This window comes from Myxococcus sp. NMCA1 (assembly GCF_026810205.1).
Lineage (GTDB): Bacteria > Myxococcota > Myxococcia > Myxococcales > Myxococcaceae > Myxococcus > Myxococcus xanthus_A.
On record NZ_CP113950.1, the window covers coordinates 7,804,693 to 7,826,763 of the forward strand.

Annotated in this window: 14 protein-coding genes and 2 pseudogenes; 10 read left to right on the top strand and 6 right to left on the bottom strand. The window is 63.7% G+C overall.

Annotated features, from left to right (window positions below; all coding sequences use genetic code 11):
- Nucleotides 1-681 precede the first annotated feature (681 nt).
- The 4 genes and pseudogenes from OZ403_RS32260 to OZ403_RS32275 form a co-directional block, all read right to left on the bottom strand.
- Entirely contained in the window at nt 682-1,284 is a 603-nt protein-coding gene (locus OZ403_RS32260; protein WP_237080707.1) for a bacteriocin fulvocin C-related protein, read from the bottom strand.
- Nucleotides 1,285-2,148: 864 nt separating this feature from the next.
- Complete coding sequence (locus OZ403_RS32265; RefSeq protein ID WP_268784919.1) at nt 2,149-3,483, bottom strand: hypothetical protein; 1,335 nt, start codon at nt 3,481-3,483, stop codon at nt 2,149-2,151.
- Between the two features lie 123 nt (nt 3,484-3,606).
- Nucleotides 3,607-4,797: pseudogene (locus tag OZ403_RS32270) on the bottom strand (IS3 family transposase).
- Nucleotides 4,798-4,854: 57 nt separating this feature from the next.
- Nucleotides 4,855-5,040 (bottom strand): annotated as a pseudogene (locus OZ403_RS32275) (transposase); the annotation flags it as partial.
- A gap of 352 nt (nt 5,041-5,392) precedes the next feature.
- On the opposite strand from OZ403_RS32275, the gene OZ403_RS32280 reads away from it, so the two are divergent.
- Nucleotides 5,393-5,716: an integrase core domain-containing protein gene (locus OZ403_RS32280; protein ID WP_237079927.1), complete on the top strand. Its 324-nt coding sequence runs from the start codon at nt 5,393-5,395 to the stop codon at nt 5,714-5,716.
- A 48-nt stretch (nt 5,717-5,764) separates the two neighbouring features.
- Nucleotides 5,765-7,135 (top strand): hypothetical protein, encoded by a 1,371-nt coding sequence (locus OZ403_RS32285; RefSeq protein WP_268782554.1) that lies wholly within the window; start codon nt 5,765-5,767, stop codon nt 7,133-7,135.
- 468 nt (nt 7,136-7,603) lie between these two features.
- On the opposite strand, the gene OZ403_RS32290 is transcribed toward OZ403_RS32285, so the two are convergent.
- The gene (locus OZ403_RS32290) at nt 7,604-10,852 is read right to left on the bottom strand and encodes a hypothetical protein (protein ID WP_268782555.1); all 3,249 of its coding nucleotides are present in this window, start codon (nt 10,850-10,852) and stop codon (nt 7,604-7,606) included.
- Between the two features lie 1,036 nt (nt 10,853-11,888).
- Here OZ403_RS32290 and OZ403_RS32295 point away from each other — a divergent pair.
- From OZ403_RS32295 to OZ403_RS32305, 3 genes are all read left to right on the top strand, one after another.
- Nucleotides 11,889-12,035: a transposase gene (locus tag OZ403_RS32295; RefSeq protein WP_442929653.1), complete on the top strand. Its 147-nt coding sequence runs from the start codon at nt 11,889-11,891 to the stop codon at nt 12,033-12,035.
- 235 nt (nt 12,036-12,270) lie between these two features.
- Complete coding sequence (locus OZ403_RS32300; protein ID WP_237081537.1) at nt 12,271-13,587, top strand: DUF1254 domain-containing protein; 1,317 nt, start codon at nt 12,271-12,273, stop codon at nt 13,585-13,587.
- 365 nt (nt 13,588-13,952) lie between these two features.
- A complete protein-coding gene (locus tag OZ403_RS32305) occupies nt 13,953-14,138 on the top strand; it encodes an alpha/beta hydrolase family protein (RefSeq protein ID WP_140795103.1) in 186 nt (61 codons plus the stop codon).
- Between the two features lie 162 nt (nt 14,139-14,300).
- Here the strand turns inward: OZ403_RS32305 and OZ403_RS32310 are convergent, their stop codons facing one another.
- Nucleotides 14,301-16,259: an alkaline phosphatase family protein gene (locus OZ403_RS32310; protein WP_268782556.1), complete on the bottom strand. Its 1,959-nt coding sequence runs from the start codon at nt 16,257-16,259 to the stop codon at nt 14,301-14,303.
- Between the two features lie 692 nt (nt 16,260-16,951).
- Here OZ403_RS32310 and OZ403_RS32315 point away from each other — a divergent pair.
- The 5 genes from OZ403_RS32315 to OZ403_RS32335 all read left to right on the top strand — a co-directional run bounded on the left by OZ403_RS32315 (nt 16,952) and on the right by OZ403_RS32335 (nt 22,064).
- Nucleotides 16,952-17,698, top strand: a complete 747-nt coding sequence (locus OZ403_RS32315) for a GntR family transcriptional regulator (RefSeq protein ID WP_237077620.1) — start codon at nt 16,952-16,954, stop codon at nt 17,696-17,698.
- Between the two features lie 15 nt (nt 17,699-17,713).
- A complete protein-coding gene (locus OZ403_RS32320; protein WP_268782557.1) occupies nt 17,714-18,580 on the top strand; it encodes a sulfite exporter TauE/SafE family protein in 867 nt (288 codons plus the stop codon).
- Nucleotides 18,577-18,894: a DUF1634 domain-containing protein gene (locus OZ403_RS32325; RefSeq protein WP_140799859.1), complete on the top strand. Its 318-nt coding sequence runs from the start codon at nt 18,577-18,579 to the stop codon at nt 18,892-18,894. The genes OZ403_RS32320 and OZ403_RS32325 overlap by 4 nt, the downstream gene beginning before the upstream one ends.
- A gap of 550 nt (nt 18,895-19,444) precedes the next feature.
- Nucleotides 19,445-20,452, top strand: a complete 1,008-nt coding sequence (locus OZ403_RS32330; RefSeq protein ID WP_268782558.1) for a ferritin-like domain-containing protein — start codon at nt 19,445-19,447, stop codon at nt 20,450-20,452.
- Nucleotides 20,453-20,672: 220 nt separating this feature from the next.
- On the top strand, nt 20,673-22,064 hold the full coding sequence (locus OZ403_RS32335; RefSeq protein ID WP_328285475.1) for a hypothetical protein: 1,392 nt from the start codon (nt 20,673-20,675) through the stop codon (nt 22,062-22,064).
- Nucleotides 22,065-22,071 lie beyond the last annotated feature (7 nt).

Consider the following 22,071-nt stretch of genomic DNA (forward strand, 5'->3'; position numbering starts at 1 on the left):
AACGAAGGGCCCTACCAACCGGTAGGGCCCTTTTGTTTTTCACGGGTCTCGCGATGAAAATCGCTAGGCCTTCGCGCTTAAACCCCTGAATCACAAGGGATTTTGGCTCGCGGTGGTGAAAAGGGCGTTCTCGGCTCTCCAACCTGCAGAGCGAGATGCCCCCTCTTTTCCGCCGCCGGTTGGGCTCTCTGGAGCGCTCTTTCGCCCATTTTGGGGAGAGAGAGGCCGAGAGTGGTTAACAGAACTGTTAACCACTGGGTCGGCCTCATTCTGAGAATCCGGGGATTTCGATGTCGCACCTTCCAGGGTTGCATCGTTTCCCGGTCTCCAGGCCGGCTCGGAGCCTTTTGAGGCCGGCTCGGACCCTCGTGGCTGTTAACCAAGAGAGCGAATCGCTGCTGGTATTTACCAGGTACTCACGATTTCGTCGGGCGGCGCGGATTTTCCTCGGGCGTCCACTGCTCTAGACAAACGAGCCCTCGGATGCTGGCGACGGCGGGAGACGCCGCCAGTGGGGGTAATTGTGCCCTGAGCCGCCGAGGTCCCTGGAGGATGTACGTCATCGACTGGCTTGCTTCGCCCGGCTGGAAAGCATGCGCGACGATGAACCGTCGCGCTTGCTCATTTGAAAGCGAACTTCGAGAGATGGGGCGTTGGAGCTAGGTTGGCCGTGTCCTCACGTCATCCACAGAGGCCGTCACAGCGAAATTGATAGAAAGCCCCGCACCCACTGGTCTGCATCGTGCATGAGTAGGCTCGGCAAGTGTTGCTCCCACAGTATTGACTAACCCTGCTGCACTGGCACAGCGGCGCCAATGCTGGCGGAGCATCCGCGGGTGCTTCCACGGGCCCCAGCGTGGCCACGATGGCGATGGCTTCCTCTGCTCCAAAGGCATCCCGGATCTGCGCTCCAATGAGGGCGAGGCTAGGATGTTCCTCCTGGGTGAAGAGCTCGGGAGTGAGCAGCGCGAGCGCCGACTTCAAGGCCGCGACTTGCGGCTTGGAGAGGTCCGGATGGGAGGCGGCGTACTGGCTGAGATGCTCACGCCACAGCGACGCCTTTTGGACAGGCGAGAGCTCCGCGACGACGGCCTTTCGATAGGCCATTGGAAGGTGTCTCAGGTCCTTCAACTCTGTCGGAAGATTTCCTGCATGGGCATTGACCCAGTCTTGAACCTGCTTCTGGGCTGCCTCGCACGAGTCTTCCGCGGACGCCGACGTCGGCGCCAGCAGCGTTGCAGTAGCCAGAAGCGCGAATCCGAGAGACAGTAGTGTGGCTTTCACGGTGTGTCTTCCTTTCCGTACATGAGTCACCCCATCGGGAATTCCGCTGGGAGCTCGGACGAGAAGAGGGACTGCGCCGTCACGCGTCCCAAAAAATCTCTCGGTCGTTCGTGTTCGTGTTCCCACGCGTCATGCATTCCCTGCGGGGGCAGTGGAGGCAATTCCTCCCAATGCGCGGTCGCTGGTTCATCGGAGTGTCCACGATTGGTCAAAACGTGCGTCGCGGACACTGCCGCCGCCGCGAGCGAGTTGGACGTGATTCGTGTCAGTGGACACAGGAGAGGTGGCAGGTCTGGTGTCCGACATGACGGACGCTCCGCGTTGCCTCTCATTCATGCGTCGGCTGATAGGGTCAGAGTCCAGGACGAACCGAGAAGATGGAGTACGGCCTGGGGCCGCGCGCCTGAAGCATCCCCTCACTTTCGATTTTCCTCGGAGCTGGCTCGTTCGGCTGTCCATGCGTTGTCCGAGGAGAATCTTCAACTGAGAGGATAGCTCAGCCTTCCTGCGGCGAGGGAAGGCTGAGTGGGCTCAGCCCGGGGCGCGGTCTGTAGGCATGAGGGAAGCAGGCGCCCAGCTCGGCCTGGCGCTCACCTCCGCCATCTACCTGCGGCCAGGGGAGTTCGAGTGGGTGGACCTTGGGACGGTATCCCAGCAGCTCCCTCTGCATCGCCGGCCCAAGAAATCGACGACCTCGCGCGCTTTGCTCACTCGCCTTGACGCACTGCCGGGGGGCCTTGGCGCACCCATGACGCAGTGACCGAATTTTGGGATAGGTACGCGGGTAGGAGAAGAAGCGGATGCAGCACCGCGAACTGCGCGCCAGCCAGCGCCACCTGGCGCGCGAGGAGCACCAGCTCCAAGTCAGGGCCGGTACCGCTCTGCCTCATGGAAAAACTGGGTGAGCGAGTACTCCAGCAGTGACTGGCGCGACTGCATGTACCGACGGGCCCGGAGGAAGGGCAGCCAAATGCGCTTCCCAACGCGCACCTGGGACTCCTCCATCTTCTGCCGCAGCACCCACGTTCCTCCCAACCGCCGCACCAGCACGTCCCCTAGGAAGGCGCCTAACGCCGGTATCGTGTGTCCGTCGAGGACGTCGCGCGTGTAGCGCTCGGGGAAGTGAGTCTTCCAGAAGTGGAAGTCGAGGTCCGTCAGAGACTCAGGCGTCTCCTCCATGATGGATGGCACATCCGTGTGAAGCACAGCCACGAGCCCTTCGGACAAGTCTCCGTAGGATTCGAGGACGTGCTCCGGATTCTCCACGTCCGAGGGATGAGCGACAGGGAGCCACTCCTCCGGCACCGGCGGCCGGAAGGCGTTGAGTTCGGCAATCTTCCGTTGCCGCTCGCTGAGGGAGAACTCGTCCGGCAGCCGAGAGAGGAACGGCGCCACGTCCGGGTGGAAGCGCGGCTCGACGGGTGCGAGTGCGGCGCTGCGCTCCCTCAGCGTGCTCAGCACCGTGTCAAAGTCGAGGTCCGGCCGGAGGTGGACATGGGCGCGGGCCTGCGCGACGCGCGCCTCCTCACTGTCGAAATCGGCGGCAGTAGGCCGCAGCACCAGGAGGACGGAACCATTGGGGAGTTCCTCCACGAGGTGCGCAGGCGTCGTGAGCATCCGCTCCCGGCCTACGGACTCCACCAACTTCGGGCCGAAGATGTTCAGCCAGAACAACTCATAAATCTTGTCGAACCCATCCCGCTTCCATGTCGCATCGTCACGACCGAAGGCGGGAGAATCCGTGAGCTGCCGATCTGCCGAACTGTGCGCTGACGCATGATGAGCGGGATATCGGGAAGCCCAGGCTCGGGCAGTTGCTACAATGCCGAGACAAGCCTTCTCCTCCGAAAAGAAAGAGAGCGGCTGCACACTGAGCCTGGCACGTAAATCGGGATCTTCCTGCGTAAGGCCAAGCGTGAGCGCCAGCGAAACGCCGGGATTTTCTGAGCGGAACAACCCGATGTTCGAGCCGTAATCATCGCGCCGCTCCTCAATCGCTCGCCACACAGCATCTCGGGAGTACTTCCGCATCCTGCTCGTCTTGACAAACGTTGGCATCCAGCCGCCAGCATATTTCTCAAGAGCATCAAAGAACGGGGCCAATTCGGGCTCGATGCCATTCCCAGAATTAAAAGCCCCATCGAACAAGAAGCGCAGGCAATCCACCTTGTTCAAGTCGTGGAGCGTCAGCGTCGTCATCTTCATTGAAACAGTACCTCCACGCCCTTGTTCCGAATCTGCGCGTCCTTCACTGCATCTATTAGCATGTTGCCATCTGTGGACAGCAGCTCCTTTGGAGTTGCCCCCGTCAAATCGGACAGCTCAGGGATGAGAGTTAGCAGTACGGAACTCGTGGGGTGACTTCATCTTCAGCCCGCGGTGCGGGTGGCAGCGGTTGTAGTCGTCGAACCAGAGGGGCAATTGGGCGAGGACGTGTGAGGCCGAGGGCAGTTCGTTGACGTAGATGTAGTCGCGCTTGAAGGTCTTCACGAGGGACTCGGCCATGCCGTTGCTCTGGGGGGAGTAGGCGGGCGTGGTGCACACCCGCAGGCCGAGGCTGAGGCCGAAGTCACGGGTGTCCTTGGCGGTCCGGGTGGGGCGCCTTTGAGATGCCCGGGCCGAAGCGGGCTTCGAGCGTCTCGGCCATGAGGTCCTGGATGGTGAGCGAGGTGGGAGGCTGGGCGGCGGCCTGGAAGGCGATGGCCTCCCTGTCGCAGCAGTCGAGGCTGAAGGCGACGTGAACGACTTCGCCATTCCAGCAACGCACCTCGAAGCCGTCGCTGCACCACCGCAGGTTGGACTTGAGGGTGACGACCTGGCCCTCATGAGTACGCGTCGGCTTGCCGGTATGCCGTTGCAGCAGCAGGCGGCCTTGGCGCATGAGACGGTAGACGCGCTTGTGGTTGAGGGCGGGCCTGCCCTCCTGGCGGCGCTGCCGGTTGAGGACGGCGCCGGCTCGGCGGTACCCGTAGGTGACGCGTTGGCCGACAACGGCCTTGAGTTCCTCCAGCGCCTGGTGGTCGGCATCGGTGTCGGTCGCCCGGGGCCGCCGAGGTCCCGGAGTGCGCATCAGGTTGGAGCGAGAGACGCCCAGCACCCGAGACACCGCACTCACAGCATGCCCTCCAGCTTCGACAAGGCCGCGGGCGACAGCAGTTTTTTTTCGCGCGCCAGGGCAATCGCGTCCCGCAGGATTTCCACCTCCTGCGTCTTCTTGCCCAACATCCGCTGCAACTCGCGCACCTGCGCCTTGAGTTGCTGCATCTCGGACTCGGGCACCACGGCCTCGCCGGCCTTCAGCCCCGACACGCTGCCGGCCTCCTTCAGCTGCCTCCAGCGGAACAACTGGCTGGGGTTGACGCCGTACTTGCGCGCCACCAGCGACACACTGCTGCCGGGCGACTCTGCCTCGGAGAGCATCCTCAGCTTCTCCTCTGCCGAGTAACGGCGCCGCCGTCCTCCTGGCTCGGCACCATCCGCCTCCGGGGCGTCCTCTGTCGTCTTCTTCTCCATCATCAGACTCGCTTTCTAGCCGAACGAGCCTGTCCGACTCTTCAGGGGGCTACACCACCTGCTCTCGCCGTTGCTGCTTGGGGCGCCACTGCAGCTCTCCTCCAACTGCTTCTTCCAGTTGCGAATGCTCTGCTCGGTGCAACCGAACTCTCTTGCGAGACTCTTGCCGGACCGGCCGGCCTTCAGCAGCTCGACGACCCGCTCACGGAACTCCGGCGGGTATGGGGGGCGTGACTTCGGCATCGTGGGACCCTTTTCGCACAGCGGGTGGGGCTCCACGAAACCGGGGCAACTTCAGACATCGCTCTGCCTGGGCCAGTTGATGCATCAGCCGGGGCTGCTGGCAAGGAACCGGGCCCTCCGGGTGCTGGGGCCCACGACGGCACGATTACCATCGACAAGCCCAACGTCATGTGGGGCACCGAAGCCATCTGCACCGTGACGACGCAGGAAGGCCAGGCCACCGTCTTCATTGCCGTCGACCACGGCACCTCCGCGCGCGTGGGCAGCCACGCCGCTCGGGTGGGAAATCGCGTCGAGGCCCTCGAGCCCCTGCCAGGGCATCCAGGCCCGCTCCGGCGCGTACGACCGTGGCGTGGCCACAGGGCTGGCCATCCGCCACGACAACGACCGCCAGTACGCCTCGGAAGCCTTCCAGGACAAGCTGCGCTTTCTGGGAGCCGAGTCCCGCCCGTCCTTCGTCCGCAGCCCCGAAGGCAATGGCTGCGCCGAGCGCTTCATCCGCACGCTCAAAAAGCAACTGCTCCGGGTACGCACCTTCGCCACCGAGGAAGAACTCCGGCTGGCCCTGCTGCAGTGGGCCTACCGGTACAACGAGCACTGGCTGCTGGAGTGTCACAACTATCACTCTCCGAGTCAGGCCCGGCGGGAGCTGATGCAGTCGAAACAGGCGGCCTGATTACAACCAACCTGGTGTCTCAACAATCCGGCGCGGTACAATGGCTCAATGAGATTCCTTCGACAGGTGAGGCTCGCGCAGGTGGCTGTGGCGGCGATTGGCTTCTCAAGCTTCGGCTCGGCCGTGGCCGAACCCGAGGTGAAGACAGTGCCCGACGTTCTGGAGGTAGGGGCACTCACCTCGACGTTCGAGGAATTCCAACGAACGTGTGACGCCGCGGGACGGCGACTGTGGGGACACTCGCTGTGTGCCCCTCTCCTCGTCGTCCATCCCGTCACGCGCGTCTTCGTCGCGAGCACCTGGCCGAGTGGATCGGGAACAGGGCCCTGGGTGGGAATGTTCCCCTCGGAACTCACCATCGCCAACACTGCGCTGACTTGGGCGGGAACCACCTGGGTCCAGCTCCAAGGTCCGTTGCCCGATGCCCCCGCGCGTCGCCGTGCCCTGCTTGCCCACGAGGCCTTTCATCGGCTCCGCACCACCTTGGGCCACCCAGGGCGGGAGAAGGACAATGCCCACCTCGATGGCATCGAGGGCCGCACGCTGCTGCAACTCGAGTGGCGTGCCCTCGCGGCCGCCCTGCGCGCGACGACCCCCTCGGTCCGCACCCGCGCCGTCGAGGACGCTCTCGTGTTCCGTCGCGAGCGCCGAACGCGCTTCCCTGAAGCGGCGGTCGCGGAAGGGCTCCTCGAGGAGCACGAAGGCCTCGCCGAATACACGGGTGTGGCGCTGGCGGTGGCCGACGCACGTGGCAGGCGGGCCCTGGCGCTGGAGAACCTCGACGATGCCGTCAAGCGAAGCTCCTTCGTGCGCTCCTTCGCATATGCATCAGGCCCCGCCTATGGCCTCCTGCTGGACGAGGCGGGCCCCCGCGCCCTGGGATGGCGTGCCCGAGCGCTCGCCGGGGCGGACCTGGGAACGCTGCTCCAGGACGCACTGCGGCTGGGCAAGCCCGAGCCCTCACCCGAGCGCGAAGCGCGCTACGGAGGCGCCGCTCTGCGAGAGACCGAACGCGAGCGGGCCCGCCTCGCCCAGGCCCGGGCCGAGGCGCTGCGCAAGAAGTTGGTGGAGGGCCCCGTGCTACACCTCCCCCTGGTGCGCATGCGTATCCAATTCAACCCCGGTGAGCTCATCCCGCTCGCCGAGCACGGCACGGTGTATCCCGGCGCCCGCATCGCCGATGCGTGGGGCTCGCTCACTGCGACCTCCGACGTGCTCCTCTCCTCGGACTGGAAGACGGCCACGGTGAACGCCCCCCCCGTCGGGCCCCCGAGATGCACGCTGGGAAGGCGAGGGCTGGGTGTTGGAGCTGGCCCCCGGCTGGCGCGCCAACAAGGGGCCCCGACCAGGAGACCTGGTTCTCCAGGCTCCCGAGGCTCGCTCACCGGCGCCTCAACCCTAATGAGCCTCAGGGAGTAAGGTTAAGAGCGAGGCTGTTGCGTTCGTGAGGAGGTGCACTTCTCATGGCTTGGCAGCCTCGCCGGCTCTCCGCCGAGCAACAGCAGGAGCGACGCTGGTGTAGACCCGCGCGTGCTGCACCAGCCCACCTGCGTTCGCAGGAAGGGCGGGGAGTGTCCACACGCAGGCAGAGAGGTGTTGAGGCGTCTGAGACGGGCGTAATTCCGACCTCTGTCAAACGGAAGGGAGGACCCACGGCTCGCCATGCGAATCGCTCACGTCATGACGCGCGTTTTGACGCAGCCTTGACGCACTCATGACGCAGCGACTGAATTTTGGGTAGGCACAACTCGAGAGTGGCCCTTCCGCCCCATCCGCCTCGCCCAAGCCAGCGCCCCGCCACCCATCTTCCTTCTGGGGATGGATGGGAGGCGCGGGCGCCTGGCTGGGAGCCTGGCTCTGGCGGAGGCGACAGAGGTCGCCGAGCGCCTAGCGGCAACTCCTGTCGAGGACGTAGCCGACGTACATGGAGGTGTTCGCGCTATCCACCGCGAGCCCGCGGAGATAGCCATCTGCACCACAGCCGAAGGAGTAGTCGGCGTTGCCCACCTTGCAGTTAGTGCCCCCCCCGCCTACCTTGGGCATCACCGTGATTTTCCCCGTCTGGAGATTCCTGCACGACAGCACAATCGTCGAGAGGTTGAGTTCGCTGCACCATGCTTGATTTTGCGCGTCCTTTGCCCAGCCGTTGATTCCGGTGACCCTCTGGACGACTTCTCCCGCCGCGCAGTCCTGGGTGAAGAGGTTGCCGCCCATGCCACCAATCGAGGGAGCGCTCGTGGTGCCACCGATGATTCCTCCGGAGTCAAAGCGGGCGCAGCGCATCCCGAGCGCATCCAACCATTCGCCTGCCCGCCCGTGGATTCCGACCGCCACCTCGTCGTCCCCGCACGTGAGGACCTGGACGGTGTCGTTCTTCTCGCATTTCGTCCCCGTGGCGTCGCGCAGATACCCGGCTTTGCAGGTCCAGGGACAGTCCTTCTTGGCAGCGGTTGGACTCGTATACACCGCATTCACGGGTGCGTTCGTGCAGGCATTACGGGCATTGGAGCTCGCGGGCGACCAATACCCGATTCCCACGTCCACACAGACTCCACTGGAGAGGTACTGGCCCGCAGCGCAGAGGAACGACACACAGAGGCGGGGAATGGCCGACGTATCACACTCCAGACCCGCGGCGCAGTCACTCTGCTGGTAACACTTCTTTCCCTCAGAACAAGGTGCGCAGGGCCCCCCGCAGTCCACGTCGGTCTCGTTCAAATCCTTCTTCCCATTATCGCACCATGAGGGCTGGCATAATCCATCGTCTGAGCCGTATTTCTCACAATACAGGGGACGCCTCTCCGCCCCCCCCCGCAGCATACAGTCGGAGTTCTGCTTGCACTCCATTCTGATATCGCAGCGTGCACAGACGGAACCGCCGCAATCCACGTCCGTCTCGTCACCGGACTTCTTGTCGTCCTGGCAGGAGCTCAGGACACAGAAGGTGCCGTTGCTCACCCCGGACGCACAATCTGCCCCCACCGCGCATCGCGCTTTCACCTTGCATTTCGCACAGTCCTTCCCACCGCAGTCGATGCCGCTCTCGTCCGCGTCCTGGACACCCGTGTTGCAGTGGTTCTGCACACATACTCCCAAATTCACTCCAGAAACCTCGGACTTCTTGCAGTACCCGGATGCGCAATCCTTGGGGCGGATACAGCCCTGCTTATTGCCGCAGGGCTTGCACTTCGAACCGCCGCAGTCGATGCCCGTTTCGTCTCCGTCCACGACGCCATCGGCGCAGTGGTCCTTGGCCGAGCACTTACCCGCATTGCAATACCCATGTGCGCAGTCCGAGTTGACTAAGCAGCGCTTGCCCGCAGCACAAGCGCCGCAGGAACCACCGCCACAGTCAATGCCCGTCTCACGTCCATCCCGCTTCCCATTGCTACACGTGTTCGCGCAAAAGCCCAGGCCATCCTTCAGGCTGAACGTCTCGGGCCCCCAGAGTGGAATCGGAATGGTGTGGACTTCGAGGGGACCAATGTCCCATCCAAGCCCCGCCCCGGAGGAGCCCAAGTAGCTGGTTCCCGGGGGCTGGACCCGCCCGCCCACCTGGACACCGAGGCTGGCGTCGAGCCCCAGGGTGATGTCCGCCGTCGCCTTCTTCCCTTCGCAGCGTGACGCATACTTCGCACTGGCCACCAGTGACGCGCGGACACCGGCATTCACACCGAGGGCGTCGTACACGTACACGTTCAGGCGGGGGATGAGCCCGCAGACGACCACCAGGCTGCCTTCGCCAGTCACCGTGGCGGAGGTGTTCTTCGCAGTGGTGTGCACGGGCTGCGTGTTCGTCAACGCTCCGTTCTCGTATTTCGCCGTGAACTTGAAGGTCGCGTTCTGCTCATACTCCACCTTCGCCTTGATGCCCGCCTTCGCCTCGAATCCACACTCGAGGTCCAGCTGGAGGGTCTGGGTAAACACGACCGGCACGGGCCCGACGAGGACCGTCTGCACGGCTGGCTTCGTGACGAGGATGTTGCGCTTCCAGCCTCCCGCGGGCCGCATGTCCGGATTGCCCAGGTACTTCTGCTTTGCGTCGGCAAGGGTGTCCTCGGCGAACTTCGTTCTCTCCGCGAGCTTCTTCGCGAGTTCGGGGCCCTTCAGCGTGCCCACGGATGCTATCGTGGCATTCAGAATGGCCTCGAGGTCGAGCTTGAACCGGGCCTTGCTATCCACGTTCAGCGTCATTCTTGTCGAGTCGCGGCCCGCCAAAAGGCCGGGCACGTGCAACTCCACCTGCGCGCCTGGGTTGAAGGTGTACTCCACCGCCGCGCGTCCACTGCCCGAAATGGAGAGCGTGTACGGAGTCTTGCCTGTCTCGTTGAAGGTCTTCTTGTATTCCTTGAGCGTGAACAAGGGGCTGGCGTAGTTGTTCTTGATTTCGGGCTTGATATCCAAGCCCTTGGTGATCCCCTCGACCGTCACGGCCTTCCAGATGTCCACCGCCGCTTCAGCCACCGCCCTGGCCGCTCCGCCTATGGCCTCGCCCACCGCCTTGATTGCGTTCCAGATGGAGCCCAGGAAGGGGTCTCCCGGCTGATTCGGGTCAAGCTCCTCTCCAACTTCGGGCAAGGGCTCATCGTCGGGATTGCCCTCGGCGCTGGGGGACATCACATTCGCATCGACGTACAGGTGGCTGGCGGCCCATTCAAGGTCGAGCTTTGAGATGTCCACGGTCTCCATGTTCGAGTAGTCGAACGTAAGCCGCATCTCCCCCTTGACGATGTCCTCGAGCGCCGCGGCTTCCGTTGCCACGACGAGGGTGTCATCCACCTCGGTGACGGAGACAACCCTCCGGGCGAAGCCCAGGGGATTCGCGCCCGGGCCGTCACTCGGTGCGGACACCACAATTTTGCCAGCTTCCCACTCCAGCACCTCGGGGTGCTCCGCCCTGGGGAAGATGAGCGAGTCTGGCCGGACGACGACGGTGCGCGCCTGGGTCTCCGTGACGACCTCCACCCAGGGCTGGGGTTGAAGGTTGTTGTAGTCGGGCTCGAACTGGGGCTCCCACACGACGCTGTCGAGGTCCTCGTGGGGGCTCTTCACGGTGAATTCCGTTGGGGTATCGTCCTCGGGGAGCGTCTCCGCGCACGAGCCAGTCAACAGGAGACAGGCGAGAATCGCCAGCACAGGGGGGCGGCTGCCACCCATCCAGCGGCGCCGGGAACATCTTTTCTTGGACATGGGGATTCCGGGGGTAGGGATTCTCGGGACTTAGCAAGTGCCGTTCCACGGACAATCCCCGCGCGCGCCCTCCACAGAGGGGACGTGGTGAGGAGGGTTGACGTGTCATTGAGGCAGCGTTGACGTGTCAATGGCGCTGTACCTACCGGACGCACGTCGAGACCTGGGTAAGCCTGAAGGCGTTCCGCCCCAAGGACGAGAAGGCGCAGGGCGACAAGGGCAACCCGACGATTGACTTCCACGGCCACAAGCGCAGCAACGCGAGTATGAGTCGAAGATTGCCCCGGAGGCGAAGCTGGTGCGCAAGGGGAAGGGCAATGAAGCGAAGCCAAGCTACTTGTGCCTACCCAAAACTCGGTCACTGCGCCCTGGGTGCGCCGGAGTCCACATCTGACAGTGCGTCAATGCGAGCGAGGCGCGCACGGGGCAGGTGCGCGTGCGGCTGTGATGCGGGGCTGTCACCGAGGGGTGTCCGGACTTCCGACACCTCCCCCTTCTCGGCAGGCCTGAACTTCCAAGACCGCTGGGGATGACGGAGGAATCGCCATGCTGGACTCGGTACCCCTCCGGTAGTTCCCATCTTTGGCCCCGGTCACCGCCAAGGCATGGAGCTGGCTGTGCCGCCCAGGCCCCTCTCGCGAAGTTCCGCTGGCCGTAGCTGATGCGCGGCGAGGCAGGGCTGCCGGTCCCGAACCAAGCTGCGCCTCCTCAAGCCTCGGGCGCAGCATCAGTCCCCCGTTGAACCGTGCGTCAGTGCAAGTGAGAGAGGCCCGCACGGCAGAGGCGACATCTGGCGGCTGTGTGGACAGCTCCGCAAGCAGAGGTCGGCCCTCTTCGAGGCGCCGACTCTCCAGGCCTCCAGGAGGGGCTGCGGCGTCAGGTGCCCGAGGGGCGATGCAGCGCCTGCGGCAGGGCTTCGCCACCGCCACCTGCTTCTTCTCCTTCCCCACGGCCACGGAAGCACCTGCGCAGCACCAACGGCATGGAGCGCCTCCGCGGCGAGGTGAAGCGCGGCATCCGTGGTGTCGGGGCGTTCCCAGACCGCGACAGCGCTCTGCGCCTATTCACCGCCGTCGCTCTTGAAGTCACCGGTGTCTGGGATGACCGCAGATACCTTGACGTGGCCTAGCTGAAGTCAACCCAGACGCCTCTGCATCATGCCGCCAAGGAGCCTTCCTCCCCAATCCCCTCCTGGCCAACTACACAAGGTTCGGGACATGACCGTCTGTTCTGCCCTTGTTCCTTGACTTGCGGACTGCGAGGATGCCCTGCCAAAGCAGGCGGCGTATCGACGTCGCTGGCAGGTTTGAGCCTGGGGCTGTCGGCAACAGCCCCCCACCCCTCCACTGCGAGTCCAAACTACCGTGACACCTCTGCACCCCAAAGAAGCCCAGGCGATTGCGTACCAAGCCTTCATGTACGGTTACCCGCTGGCCGAGAACTACTCCATCCTGTGGCAGAGCACTCTCGCCGTCCAACAGCAATTCAATACATTCTACGGCAAGGCGCAGCTCTACGGTCCCAGCGATACCACCGTCATCACTCCCAACAACGACACGGCGTACTCTCAGGGATGGCTCGACCTGGGCGCCGAGCCAATAGTGCTACAGGTGCCGGCGGTCCCCCAAAATCCACCGCGATATTACAGTTTCCAGATCATCGATGCGTGCACCAACAACGTTGACTATGTTGGCTCGTTGACAACCGGCACGGCGGCGGGCAACTACGTCCTTGCGCCCCCCGGCATGGTGCCCAGCAACGTCCCGAACGCGACGGTGATCGCCGTCCCGGGTCGCTACATCTTCCTGCTCGGGCGCACGCAAATCCTGGGGCCCAGCGACATCCCGGCAGCTCAGGCAATCATGGACCAGTACGCGCTGGTCCCGCTGTCCCAGTTCCTCGGCCAGCCCGCGCCCGCGCCTGCGCCCGCAACTCCATTCCTGCCGGCCGCCTCCTCATTCGTCACAACGCTGGCGTTCTTCGAGTACCTCAACCTGGCGCTGACCTTCCAGACCCCGCCCGCCGGAGATGCACCGCTCCTCGAGCGCTTCGCACGGATTGGCGTGGGGCCCGGCCTGCCCTTCAATCCCTCTACGCTTGATCCGGAGTTGGCCGGTGCGCTCCAGCGCGGCATCCTCGAGGCCAGCAATGCCATCACACACAAGACCAAGGAGGGCGCCGTCGAGAATGGCTGGAACATGCCGGAGGTGAACCTCCCCTACTTCGGCACGGACTGGTGGACCGACTACGACTTCCGTTCGATGATCGCACGTGCAGGGATCTACGCGAACTCGCCCTCAGAGGCGCTCTATTACCGCGCCTACCAGGACACCCACTCGAAGCCCCTCGACGGCGCCAATCGGTACACGGTGACTTTCCCCGCGGGCCAGCTTCCCCCTGCCTCGGCCTTCTGGTCGTTGACCATGTACGGGGCGAATCAATTCCTGGTCCCCAACAGCATTGATCGCTACTCCCTCGGGACTCAGTCGAACCTGACCGTCGCAGCCGACGGCTCCGTGACGATCTACGTCCAGGCCAACGCCCCCGCCGGCCCCAAGATGCCAAACTGGTTGCCCTCGCCGCCCAGTGGCTCGTTCTATATCGTGCTTCGTATCTACGGCCCGGAGACTACGTCCTACATTCCGCCCGGTCTGGTGCAGGTCGACAGCTCCAACTCGTGACGGTCGTCCTCCCGAGCGCCCATCGAGGGCTGTGCCTACCCGAAATTCAGTGGCTGCGCGAAGTTCGCGGCGAACCAATCGGGCCACGATTGGCAGTCGCTGCCTGGACCATGCCAATAAGCCCCTGTTGTGACTCGTTATTTTCTCGAAGATCGGTTCGAGATTCTCTGCCGCAGCGCAGAGAACGAGTTCGCGCAGGGCTTCATTCGGGGAGCTGAACGAAGGGCCCTGCCAACCGGCAGGGCCCTTTTGTTTAACACGGGCCTCGCGATGAATATCGCGGGGCCTTCGTGCTTAAGCCCCTGAATCCCAAGAGATTTTGCTTCGCGGTACAGCAGAGGGCTACACCACAGACGCGGGAAGCGATGCTTCGAGAAATCTTCCCGCTGTTCCACGCGGAGAAGATTCGCAAGCCCCTGCTCGTCATCCAAGGCGTCAACGATCCGCGCGTTCCCAAGGACAGAACGGACGCGCTCGTCGAGACGGTCCGGAAGAACGGCGTGCCCATCGACTCCTTCGTCAGTACGAAGAGCGAAAAGGAGCCCCCGTGAGAATCCTCTCCTTCCTGGACCAGCACCTGCGACGACGGCAGTGAGCCCCGCGCCGCTGCGTTTCAGCGGCGCATGCGCGCTTGCAGGAGAAACCGCGCTCCCACCGGGCCCGATGGCGTCTCGATCTTCAGGAGGCCACGATGAACGCCTCGACGTCCGGCCTCAATCCGGAAGCGAAAGGTATCGGCCCTCGCGGAGGTGGACTCTCCCGCCTGCCTCGGGCTGGAACGCGAGCACGAGCGCATCGCCCACCCGCGCCATGCCGAGTCCTCCACCGGGCGCGCCATGGGCCCCGAGGATGGGCGACTGCGGACTCCAACCCGCCTGTGCAAGGGTGCCAAAACCATCGTTGAAGGACGCAACGTCCTTCGTGCCGTAGGCCACGGGCTTGGCAGGCGTCATGAGGCCACTGATAGAAAAGGTCTCCGTCATGAGCGGAAGTTGAGAGCCCACCGGGTGCACCAGGTGGAGCACTCCCGCGAGTTCCGCCGTGGCGAGGGGACTCCCCGCCGTGTAGGGCCTGTTCCAGGGCTCTGGCTCTCCATCACTGTCCGCGAGGGGTTGACGGGTGAAGGCGGCGACCGGGAACTGACTGGGAGACCACGTGTCTCGCGTCGTGATTCCATCCCCCACGGAAAGCTTGCTGTCGGCAGGCGGGATGACCACGTTGAACGGAGCGGTGTTGTACGAGACCACGGACATATGGGTGCCGCCCGTCGGCCTGTAGATGAGGTAGAGCGAGGCCCCCAGCGAGCCCAACGTCATGGGCCCCTCGGTGAAGGCGCCTGGGACCTGCGCCTCCCCTTCCCACGCCCCGCGCTGGTGGATGCGCGACTGGATCGCGCCCTCCTCCGTCCGATAGGCCAGCATGAGGCGCTGCCCGTCCGCGAAGGCGACGAGGGACAGCGCACCGCGCGCGCCGGTGGCGACCTGAGTGGGCGCGGAGGACCACCCGTTGCCAACCGCATACGAAAGAGCGTTGAGCGTGCCATCACGCGTCTCGTAGACGAGCACCAATTGGTCCGTCGTGGCCGAGAGGGCCATGGGCCCACTCCCCGAAACTCCGAGCGAGCGCTCCTCCGACCAGACCGAGGACTCCAACGTGCGAACGCGGAGTTCACCTTGCCTCGTCGCGTACACGAGATGGAGCGCCCCCGCGAACTCCGCGAGCACGAAGTTCGCCGCCTCGGAGACCGGAGTGGGCGGCACATCCTCCCACCGGAACTGCCTGCCCCAGAGGAACTGGAACCAGTTGGAAGAGGCGTCATTCTTTCCCAGCGAGCCCAACTGGAAGTTCTCCTCAATGGTACGCAGCAGGCTGTAGTGGTTGTAGCCCTCGGCCTGCTCGCCGGGTTGAATCATGTCGCCCAGCAGCACGGTGTAGATCTGGTTGGGCCCGTCATAAGTCATGAGTTCCGAGCCCCCCACGTAGGACTTCTTGAAGTCCGCCTCGTCGAAGGTAATCACCACGAGCGTTCGTGGCGGCAGAAGTGAGTCCGGTCCCGGGAAGCCCAGCTTCCCCAGGAACGACTCGAGCCACTCCGCGGCCTGGTCGACGAGCGTGGGCGCACGCTCCTCCGGCTCATGGAACTTACCGGTGAGATAGTGGCCGTCATTCCAAATGTTGGGAGTGAACCAGGCGTAGTTCGGCAGAGTGCCGTTCTTGATATCCATCCAGAATGCATCCTCATCCTGGATTCGCTCCCAGCGGGCGCTGCTCTCTTGGATGTTCTTGAAGGATGAGAACGGGTTGTGCCTGATGACGTAGGGGCGCTGATCCTTCGGCTTGAGCGTGGGCGACCAGGGCGTTTTCTGCGGGTCGTAGCTCTGCATGTACGCCTTCCACGTCAGTCCCCGCGGTGACTCCTCGATGAGGTCGACGATGGTCCGCTGAGGAAGTGGCTCGGGCTGGTCATCGTCTGCGACGTTGCAGAGCTCCCCGGCAATCGACGTGATGTAGTTGGTCTGCGAGGGATGCATGACGCCAAAGGAATTGCGCAGGCAGATGCCCTGCCGTGCCAGCTTCTTGAAGTAGGGGTTCTGCATCACGTAACTGCGGTACTGGTTTTCGAGCATGATGATGAGGACGTGCTCGAAAGCGCGGTAGTGCTGGATGTTCATGATGGAGCTCCTGGGTGAGGTGGTCCCTCCAGCATTGCAAGCCGCGCACCGCGCGCACTCCAGAGGAGAGGCGACACGCAAGTGGCCTGGCCCTTCGCGGTGACGTGTCCGTCGCGTCCGTTGACACGTCAGCCACGTCAATTGACACACCTGAAATGCGGGCATGGTGGCGTTGATTCGTGTGCCTGTGCCTACCCAAACTTCAGGCGTTGCGTCACGGGTGCGCCGCCGTCGCATTCGGTAGGGCGTCACTCCCGTGAGCGAGGCGCGCGAGGCAGTAATCGTTCGCCGTGCCCCGTCTCTTCCCCCTGGGGCACAGCCCTGGCTTCATCAAAACCCGAACGGCTCCGCGCCCTTGCCCCTTCCTCTGCGCGCAGGCGTAAGACAACCGGCCGCAGCGGCCAGAGATATTGCGCGGCGTCCGGCCCCAGGTCCTTGGCAATCTGCTGCTGATGACGGCCTCGGGCCGTTATCAGCACCGCCTGGCACCGGTCGCGCAGGCGCCGACGCTCCGTCATGCGGAAGCACGCCCTGAGCCGCCCCTCTGGTCCCCGCTCAACTCCAGCCAACGCACGCAGGGTAAATCCGAGAAGGACTCGCCGAGTCGTGAATCAGGGAGTGACCCTGCACATCAGGGATTCTTCTCGCTTGAGAGGGACCTTGACATCACGACATCATGATGTCGTGATGTCATGATGGGTGCCACGCGTGAATCCAACCCGCTTTATGCGAAAGTCGAATTGACGCTTGCTTCTGAAATCGCAGCTGGGGTCCTCCCTCCTCGCAGCCAACTTCCCACGGAAGACCGCTTGATTGAGCGGTTCGGCGTTAGCCGAACGACAGTCCGAAAAGCGATAGAGAACCTCGTGGCTCGTGGCTTGGTAGAGATCCGGCGCGGCATCGGTACCTTCGTCGCGCAGCCCAAGATCATCCAAGAACTGACCGAGCTGACTGGCTTCGTCGAGGACATGCAGGCACTCGGCCGCACCCCGACCGCTCGGCTCCTGGATAGTCAGCTCGTCCCAGCCGATGCTGACGTTGCCCGGCAACTCGTCGTGTCGCCCGGCAGCCTCGTCATGCGCATCCAACGCGTGCGGCTCGCCGACGGCATGGCCATGTCCTTCGATGAAACCTACCTGCCGCGCGAGATAGGGGAGAAGATCGTCACCCACGATCTAGAAACCGAGCCAATATTCGCACTGCTCGAAGAACGATACCACCTGCCACTGATTGAGGCCGAATACCGGCTAGAAGCCATCACAGCCACACCGACCGTTGCGCAGGCCCTCGCCGTGGAGCCCGGTAACCCGGTCTTCCTGATCGAGCGCACGTCATATAGCGAAGGGTCTCGCCCCATCGACTACGAAAGGCTCCACTATCGCGGCGACCTCATCAGGTTCATCACTCGCTTGTCCCGGCGTCCACGCGCGCGGTCATGAGCCGGAGACACGTCAATGAACCCCACGATGGTCTTCTGGCTGTTCGCGGCCGCCTTTGGCGCGAGTGCCCTCGGCGGCGTGCTTGGCATGGCCAGCGGCATCTTCATCGTGCCAATCCTCACGCTGTTCTTCAACATAGACATTCACGTAGCGATCGGCGCGAGCATCATCTCGGTGATTGCCTGTTCGTGCGGCAGCGCTGCGCCGCTCCTGAAGAGGCGCCTGACCAATATCCGGCTTGCGATCGTCCTTGAGACAGCCACCACACTCGGCGCGCTGACAGGCGTGTTCCTGATCGGCATCGTCTCGAATTCGTTTCTGTACGGCCTGTTTGCTTTTATTTTGACGCTATCCGCAAAGCAGATGCTAGCGCGGCGGCGCGAAGTGGAAGCGGCCGACACCAGCGGGCCAAACGTGAAGAGTCTGGCCACGGTGCTACGCCTGCATTCGAGCTTTCCCGACCATGCATCGGGCCGCGACGTGCCTTATCAGGTTGGTCACGTGCCGATCAGCCTGGCTCTGATGTACGGGGCTGGCGTGATCTCGGCGCTGCTCGGTATCGGCTCCGGCGTGCTCAAGATCCCTGCCATGGATACCGCCTTGCGGCTGCCCATCAAGGTCTCGTCTGCCACATCGAACTTCATGATCGGCGTGACGGCCGCAGCGAGCGCTGGCGCCTACTTCGTGCGAGGCGATATCGACATCGGCATTGCGGGGCCTGTCGCACTTGGCTCAGTCGTCGGGGCGCTCGTCGGGGCGCGTTTGCTGATGAGGCTGCCCGCTGAGAAACTTCGCATCTCCTTCGTGGTGATCCTCACCCTGCTTGCGGTTCAAATGCTCCTGAGCGCCCTTGGTGTTCAGTTCCTCGGAGGGTCGGCATGAAGCCTACGACCAATCGCCTTGGTCGGTGCGAGCAGAGCATCGCCGGACTGCTTTGGAACGGCACTTGGCTTGCGTCAGCGCTCGTTACCGCCGGGATAGCCTTGGGCGCGACACATGACTTCTGGAGTTTTCTCGCCCCCAGCCTCAGCGGCTACGACGTGATGAAAACCGGTGTGGCCTTGTTCATCATCTTGCCCATCGCGCGTGTGGCGCTGATGCTGGTCATGTCCCTGCGCGAGCGCGACTACATCTATACCGCGATTTCGGTGTTCGTCCTGGCTGTCATCGCGGCCGGGGTCATGGTCGAGCTGTGAGCCTGTGACATGCTCCCGAAAACTGGACCGGATTTCGCGTGGGCCCTCCACTGGGGGAACGTACGGGACGCAAGCAGGTAAACGGAAGAGCAGCGCATGTGGATGCTGTAGAAGGTCGATGCCGGAGCCGAGGCGAAGGCGGTCTGCCGGCGGCATGGGGTGACCGAGCAGAGCTTCTACCTGTGCCGCCCCCAAGACGGGTTGCTGCGTCATGGATGCTTCAACGCGACGCTCGGCAGTGCGTCACCGCCAGTGAGCGAGGCGCGCACGAAGGCGAGGGGCGAACACTTCCGCCTGGTTGTGAGCGCGGCGGGCGAGCACGGCCTGGCCGCCCGCAGGCTTCTCACCACGCCCAACGCAAAGTTGGCGGACACGTCAGCCTCCGTCACTGACGTGTCAGTGACACGGGATTCCCCTGGCACCCGGAGCCTGGCATCACCGCAAGGAGTTGAAATGACTGGAGCCGTTCTTCCGCAAGCCCTGGCGCGAACATTGCTCTTGTCGCCGGCACATCCATCCACGGCGCCTCGCATCAACCTCAGAGTTCTCCATGCAAAACAAAACCTGGACCGACGCGGCCCTCCTCGAGCATCTCCAGAAAGCCGTCTACTTGGAGCTGTGGACCATCCCCCTCTATCTGACGGCCGCCTATTCCTTGCAGGTTCCCGGCACGAACGCTCAGCTCCCACCCCAGCAGGTGACCGTTCGCGGAAAGAAGAACCCCAATCGAAGCCGGGAGCAGCTCGCCTTCAACAACATCTACTCGGTCGTCGTGCAGGAGATGCTACACCTTGAGCTGGCCAGCAACCTCTTCAATGCGCTGTTCGCCCCCAAGGGATACTCGCCGAAGTTCATGGGCGAATGGGCGCCGCGGTACGACAGGTTCCCGTCCTGGATCGCGGTCAACAAGCCCGTGAAGCTCGGGCCGGTGGACCCTGAGCAAATGTCCCTCCTGGCCGCCATCGAGACCCCCGAGCCCAAGAGCGATGGCGCGCCGAACGGGCCGCAAGATGCCTACGATTCCATCGGTCAGTTCTACAAGGCCATCGAGCAGGGCATCAATCAGCGCTGGAACGAACTCTACCAGCCCGACGCGGACCACCGGCAGAAGAGCGAATTCGCCAACCCGCAATATAAAAGCGACGACTACACCAGGTTCAGCAGCACCATCGGCGGTGACAGCCGCACCGCGCTGAAACAGGCGAATGAGGTGCTCCAGGCCATCGTCGGGCAGGGCGAGGGCAACCTGGGACCCGTCATCGACTCAGAGCTCCGCCCCGAGGATGCCAACGACCTAGAGGATCAGTTCAGCCATTTCGCGCGATTCCGGATGGTGCAGGCAATGCTGAAGTTCGGCGGCCCGCTGAAGACCTATCCCACCACGGAGAGCAGTGGGCTCGCGGCCGCGCAGCAGCAGCTCACCACCGGATTCACGAGCCTCTTGACCGCGTTGGAGAAGGGCTATGCCGGGGACGACGAACTCGACCTCGGTAGCATGTGGGCTCTTCCCAAGCAAATCGTGTCCGTGTGGTCTGCGGGCGGAGTGCCGCAGTTCTAAGAGTCCCTGACAAAGTCAGGGCTGGGCGGGTCGTTGGAAAGGGCCGTGGCGGAGTCAGCCTGTCCACGCAGTTGGGGACTCGGCGCCCGCCAATGCCTGAGGAGGTGCTCGCGCTGGGCGCGCTGCCCGGACTCCTCCCGAACACGGCCTTGAGCGCGAATCACTCAAGGTCGTCACCGCCGACGCCTCATCAGATGCTTCACCTCTCAAGGACCAGGCCATGTCGCTCGCTCACGTCGCGTCCACCGCCTACTCATCTGGCCCCCTCCTCCTGATGCCTCCTGTTCGACAGCCCCTGCTCTGGCTGAATTGCGTCGCGCTGGCGCTCGCCATCGCCGGCTGCGGCTCAACCAACCCGCCTGACAAGCCAACGGACTACGTCCATCCGTTGGCCGAGGGCTCGCCCATCTGCGGGCGGGCGGACTTCGACGAGATGTTCCCCTATTCCATCCGCTCGGAGACGCTGCCAGTCATTGTCCACTACTACAGGGAGGTGGAGCGAGAGACGGCACAGCAGGTCCTAACGTACGTCGAGAAGGGCTGGGACTACCATGTCAACCGACTCGGCATGCGTCCCGCCATCACGGATCAGGGCGAGTGCGGCCCTGATGAAGCGTTCGACGTCTTCGTGTGGAAGGGCCACCGAAGCTGTCTGGTCAACGTCCTCTCGGGTGACCCCTCCACCCCATGGGACGACCGGCGCGGCTTCATGGTCGTCGACCCGTGGGGCCCCTACGGCGGCCCGGAGCTCGAAGAGACCGTCGTCCATGAAATGGCGCATGCCTCGCAGGCCGCGGATGACTGGTACGAATCCCCCATCACCTTCGAAATGTCCGCCGTGTTCACGGACCAGGTGTATGCGAACCGCTACATCAAGACCTATTTCGATGACTTCCAGGCCCATCCGGATTGGGCCCTTGACCGCGATGACAAGTATGAGACCTGGTACATGTACGGGGCCTCCCTGTACCTGCTCTACTTGAAGGACCGCTTCTTCGACGGCGACCCCGGGTTCTTGTCGCGCATGTGGCTCGCGTCCCGCAATCCACCAGGGGCAGAGAACGACCCAACGCTCAACGAGCCAGATTTCGCCGATGCGCTCGACGCAATGCTTGCGGACAAGGGCTTCAGCTATGTCGAGACCGTCCCTGAATTCTCACGCTGGCGCTGGTACACGGGAGACCACGTCGATGACCGCCACTTCCACCACTTCCAGGGGGGCTTGGACAACCTGAAGGCCGCGAAGCTCGCGCTGGCTGCGGACCAGGAGGCATCCCCTGGCACCCTTCGTGTCACGGAGGATGCGCCAATGATGCTGGGCACCAGCTACTTGTCGCTGCGGACCGGAGCCAGCACTCCGAACGCCCTCTACGTGTCTCTGGAGGCCCCAGCCGACGCACGCCGTCGCTTTGTCGTTCAAGCAGTGCCTGGATTGACGCCCGACTCTGATGGCGAGACGCTGGACCTCTCGTCGGGTCCGAAGCCCCTGCACTTCACTGCGGACTCGACGCGGACGCTCATCGTCACCGTCCTGCCCACGGGCCCCTATGACCCGGACCTCCGAGACGAGGACCGGTATCCGTTCTCGATTGTCCTCTCGACTCATCCCTAACAGCACC

Excerpts from the sequence above, each read along its gene's own strand:
- OZ403_RS32285 (WP_268782554.1), top strand. The coding sequence starts at position 5,765 with ATGAGATTCCTTCGACAGGTGAGGCTCGCGCAGGTGGCTGTGGCGGCG.
- OZ403_RS32265 (WP_268784919.1), bottom strand. The coding sequence starts at position 3,483 with ATGACGACGCTGACGCTCCACGACTTGAACAAGGTGGATTGCCTGCGC.
- OZ403_RS32295 (WP_442929653.1), top strand. The coding sequence starts at position 11,889 with ATGGAGCGCCTCCGCGGCGAGGTGAAGCGCGGCATCCGTGGTGTCGGG.
- OZ403_RS32325 (WP_140799859.1), top strand. The coding sequence starts at position 18,577 with ATGAAGCCTACGACCAATCGCCTTGGTCGGTGCGAGCAGAGCATCGCC.
- OZ403_RS32310 (WP_268782556.1), bottom strand. The coding sequence starts at position 16,259 with ATGAACATCCAGCACTACCGCGCTTTCGAGCACGTCCTCATCATCATG.
- OZ403_RS32335 (WP_328285475.1), top strand. The coding sequence starts at position 20,673 with ATGTCGCTCGCTCACGTCGCGTCCACCGCCTACTCATCTGGCCCCCTC.
- OZ403_RS32320 (WP_268782557.1), top strand. The coding sequence starts at position 17,714 with ATGAACCCCACGATGGTCTTCTGGCTGTTCGCGGCCGCCTTTGGCGCG.
- OZ403_RS32305 (WP_140795103.1), top strand. The coding sequence starts at position 13,953 with ATGCTTCGAGAAATCTTCCCGCTGTTCCACGCGGAGAAGATTCGCAAG.
- OZ403_RS32315 (WP_237077620.1), top strand. The coding sequence starts at position 16,952 with ATGATGGGTGCCACGCGTGAATCCAACCCGCTTTATGCGAAAGTCGAA.
- OZ403_RS32330 (WP_268782558.1), top strand. The coding sequence starts at position 19,445 with ATGCAAAACAAAACCTGGACCGACGCGGCCCTCCTCGAGCATCTCCAG.